The organism is Rhizobium sp. Leaf371, from assembly GCF_001424045.1.
Classification (GTDB): Bacteria; Pseudomonadota; Alphaproteobacteria; order Rhizobiales; family Rhizobiaceae; genus Ferranicluibacter.
Genome location: NZ_LMQB01000007.1, coordinates 41273 through 44617, shown reverse-complemented (window position 1 = coordinate 44617; position 3345 = coordinate 41273). Strand labels below are relative to the sequence as shown.

Below are 3345 nucleotides of genomic sequence, written 5' to 3'. Positions count from 1 at the left end.
GCAGGGGTGATGCCGTCCCAGATGTGGATCCAGTAAAGGTCGATGAAGTCCGTCTGGAGACGCTTCAGCGAAGCCTCGACTGAGGCATGGACGTGCCGGGAACCGTTTCCGCCCGCGTGGGAGCCGCGACCCGTAGAGAAGCCYGACTTCGTTGCGATCACCATCTGCTCACGTAAGCTCCCTTTTGCAACGAATTGACCGACCATCTCTTCAGAACGCCCCCCGGAGTAGGCGTCGGCTGTGTCGATGAAGTTGCCGCCGAGCTCGACATAGCGGTCGAAGACAGCCCGGCTTCCGTCTTCGTTCATGCCCCAGCGGGGCGTGCCGAAGGTCATCGTGCCGAGTGCTAGCGGGCTGACGAGGAGCCCGGAGGCACCGAGAGGACGATAGGTTTGGAGATCCATNCATGCCCCAGCGGGGCGTGCCGAAGGTCATCGTGCCGAGTGCTAGCGGGCTGACGAGGAGCCCGGAGGCACCGAGAGGACGATAGGTTTGGAGATCCATRGGCTGAGCGCTCTTTCTGAGACTGATCGTGATGGATCATGAAGATGGCACGAACATCGGCATTCGATTAGGCTAYACTCGGCGTATGGGTTGCTGAAGGAAKTTCATGAATGGATCGCGACCTTTGGGCTGGCCTTGCCGTCTTCGCCGAGATCGTAGAGGCTGGGAGCTTTGCGAARGCGGCAGCGAGGATGGGCCTCTCACCCTCGGCGCTAAGCCACGCGATGCGCACCCTTGAGGCCAAGGTCGGCATTCGCCTTCTTGATCGGACGACTCGTTCGCTGGCCCCGACCGATGCGGGTGAGAACCTACTCCGGCAACTTCGACCCGCGATGGCCTCGGTCGAAGGGGCGCTGGGGACGCTCGACGCCGGACGCACGCGGCCGGCGGGGCGCATTCGGATCAACGCCCACCGCATGGCAGCCGTCCACGTCGTGCTTCCGCGGCTGGCGGCCTTCGCCAAGACGTGTCCGGATGTTCCTTGAGGCCAAGGTCGGCATTCGCCTTCTTGATCGGACGACTCGTTCGCTGGCCCCGACCGATGCGGGTGAGAACCTACTCCGGCAACTTCGACCCGCGATGGCCTCGGTCGAAGGGGCGCTGGGGACGCTCGACGCCGGACGCACCCGGCCGGCGGGGCGCATTCGGATCAACGCCCACCGCATGGCAGCCGTCCACGTCGTGCTTCCGCGGCTGGCGGCCTTCGCCAAGACGTGTCCGGATGTTGCGGTCGAGCTCATCGTCAATGACGGGCTCGTGGACATCGTCGCCGAGCGCTTCGATTGCGGCGTGCGTCACCAAGGTCAACTCCAGCTGGACATGATCTCGGTACGCATCAGCCCTCCAGTGCCGCTCGTCTTCGTCGCCGCTCCCTCATACCTGGCGTCGTGCTGCGCTCCGCAGGTACCGGACGAACTGAGCCGACACCGCTGCATCTGCTACCGCTATACCTCCGCGGGGACGATGCACGTCTGGGAGTTCGTGTCGGGNCTGCGCTCCGCAGGTACCGGACGAACTGAGCCGACACCGCTGCATCTGCTACCGCTATACCTCCGCGGGGACGATGCACGTCTGGGAGTTCGTGTCGGGGGAGAGCATCATCCAGCGACCGGTTACCGGATCGTTTGTCACGAACGACATCGACGTCATGCGCGACGCCGCCGCCTCCGGGGTGGGCGTAGCTTGCTTGCCTGCCCCGCATGTCGAGGAGCATCTCAAGTCCGGTGTATTGGTCGAGGTTTTGCGCGGCTGGGCGCCAATCCTGCCCCCCAACCACCTTTACTATCCCCATCGTCGACAGCCAAGCGCCGCTTTCCAAGCTTTCATCGGGGCGATGCGAGTCCCGAGCAAGGCCTGAAGGCGTTGCAGACACAGCCGGGATTGACCACCACACCGGCTTCGAAGTCAGGCTGGCTTGTCGGCTGCGAAAGCAATGCCCTTCTGCGCGCGAATTGCTTCGAGGCGGCGAATGTTGCCGCGGTGATCAATCAACTTCGCGGCCATTTCCATTTCAACGCGATGGGAATTTTCCATGAGTATCGTGACCTCATCGCTCAATGTGTCGTCCCCTTCCGCCGGTTGATGTATTAGAGGTTCAGCAGATCGATGCGGGCGTCGGGCATCTTCAGGTTGAGCCCACCTTGCGGGATGCCATTTACCTCGGCGGTCTGCCCGGTAAAGATGTCTTCGACGGCCCAGGTGTCGTCGGGATCGTGGCGCAATTGGTAACGAGTATGGTTGCCGGTCAAGCGACGCCTCCTAGTTTGGAGGCGTACCGCTCTATTATGGGCAACCCTCCGCATGTCGCATGGACTCGCCAGTGTCGCCGGTCGCCCGCAGAAAACTACCATTGCCTGCTTGTGGGCCCTCGACACCTAACGGAGCTTGTCTAACGCAGCTTCGATGCTGGCACGCTTGTCAGCCGGGCAGGCTTCGATACGCACGCTGGCGCCAGTTCGGTTCTGAGCTGGTTGCTTCGCGATCCCACGCTCAGACAAAACGCACGCGATCCAGCCCGTCTTTGGCGTAAAGCCATAGGTAGCTTTTACTTCTTGCTGAATTGCTCTGTACGTTGCCATGTGACCCTCCCAAGTCTGACGATGCGCCGAAAGCGCACGAGTAGTCGGGCAAANCATAGGTAGCTTTTACTTCTTGCTGAATTGCTCTGTACGTTGCCATGTGACCCTCCCAAGTCTGACGATGCGCCGAAAGCGCACGAGTAGTCGGGCAAATGGTAACGATGAGTTGTGCTGCAAGTCCGATTTTTGGTAGATCAGCACCGGGTCATCGCGTGTGCGGCGGTATTCCGAACGACAGGCCCCGCTTTCGCCAAGCCATATTGAGCTTATCGACGATTTCGATGACCGGCGTTTCAGGGAATTCATCACGAAGCTCATGCGCCAGCTTCAAGCGGTCGAGCATTTTGGTCGGATTTTTCGCTGCATGATCAGCTTGATTGTTGACTTCGGCCATCAGGTCGCGGGTCATATTGGGTCCAGTCTCAAAAGGAACGCGCTGGCCAAGGGATCTCAGTCAGTCTGTTGTGGGGTGTTCGGTTGATGAGAGCTGGCTCCCATAGTGGGATGAACCTCTATCGGAACCTTGTCCAATCACGTGAAGAAACCCGGCGCTCTCCGCCGGGCTTCAAGCTCACCCGACCCAAGCTGAACCCCTCCAGCCAAGCCGTGCGCATTTCCAGCTGACAGTGTAGAAATGGGCAGTCGCTGACGAATGAGGTCATCTGCCGGCCCGCGACTTCTCCAAGTCGCAGGGCTTCGTCTCGATCTTCACCAACAAAGCTCATTTGTCCCTCCTCGTTGCGCGTGGGGGAACTATGTGATG

The 3345-nt window shown here is 60.7% G+C and carries 5 protein-coding genes; 1 reads left to right on the top strand and 4 read right to left on the bottom strand.

Annotated features, from left to right (window positions below):
* Positions 1–404: aldo/keto reductase (locus ASG39_RS07720; protein WP_162242420.1), on the bottom strand; the 404-nt coding region annotated here is incomplete at its 3' end.
* Between the two features lie 210 nt (positions 405–614).
* Here ASG39_RS07720 and ASG39_RS07715 point away from each other — a divergent pair.
* Positions 615–989 carry a LysR family transcriptional regulator gene (locus ASG39_RS07715; protein ID WP_062594459.1) on the top strand — a complete coding sequence of 125 codons (375 nt, stop codon included), beginning with the start codon at positions 615–617 and terminating at the stop codon, positions 987–989.
* A 919-nt stretch (positions 990–1908) separates the two neighbouring features.
* Here the strand turns inward: ASG39_RS07715 and ASG39_RS24310 are convergent.
* The 3 genes from ASG39_RS24310 to ASG39_RS07700 form a co-directional block, all read right to left on the bottom strand.
* Positions 1909–2061 (bottom strand): hypothetical protein, encoded by a 153-nt coding sequence (locus ASG39_RS24310; RefSeq protein WP_210168565.1) that lies wholly within the window; start codon positions 2059–2061, stop codon positions 1909–1911.
* Positions 2062–2090: 29 nt separating this feature from the next.
* Complete coding sequence (locus tag ASG39_RS24195; RefSeq protein WP_200943870.1) at positions 2091–2252, bottom strand: hypothetical protein; 162 nt, start codon at positions 2250–2252, stop codon at positions 2091–2093.
* A 535-nt stretch (positions 2253–2787) separates the two neighbouring features.
* The gene (locus ASG39_RS07700; protein ID WP_062594456.1) at positions 2788–2991 is read right to left on the bottom strand and encodes a hypothetical protein; all 204 of its coding nucleotides are present in this window, start codon (positions 2989–2991) and stop codon (positions 2788–2790) included.
* Positions 2992–3345 lie beyond the last annotated feature (354 nt).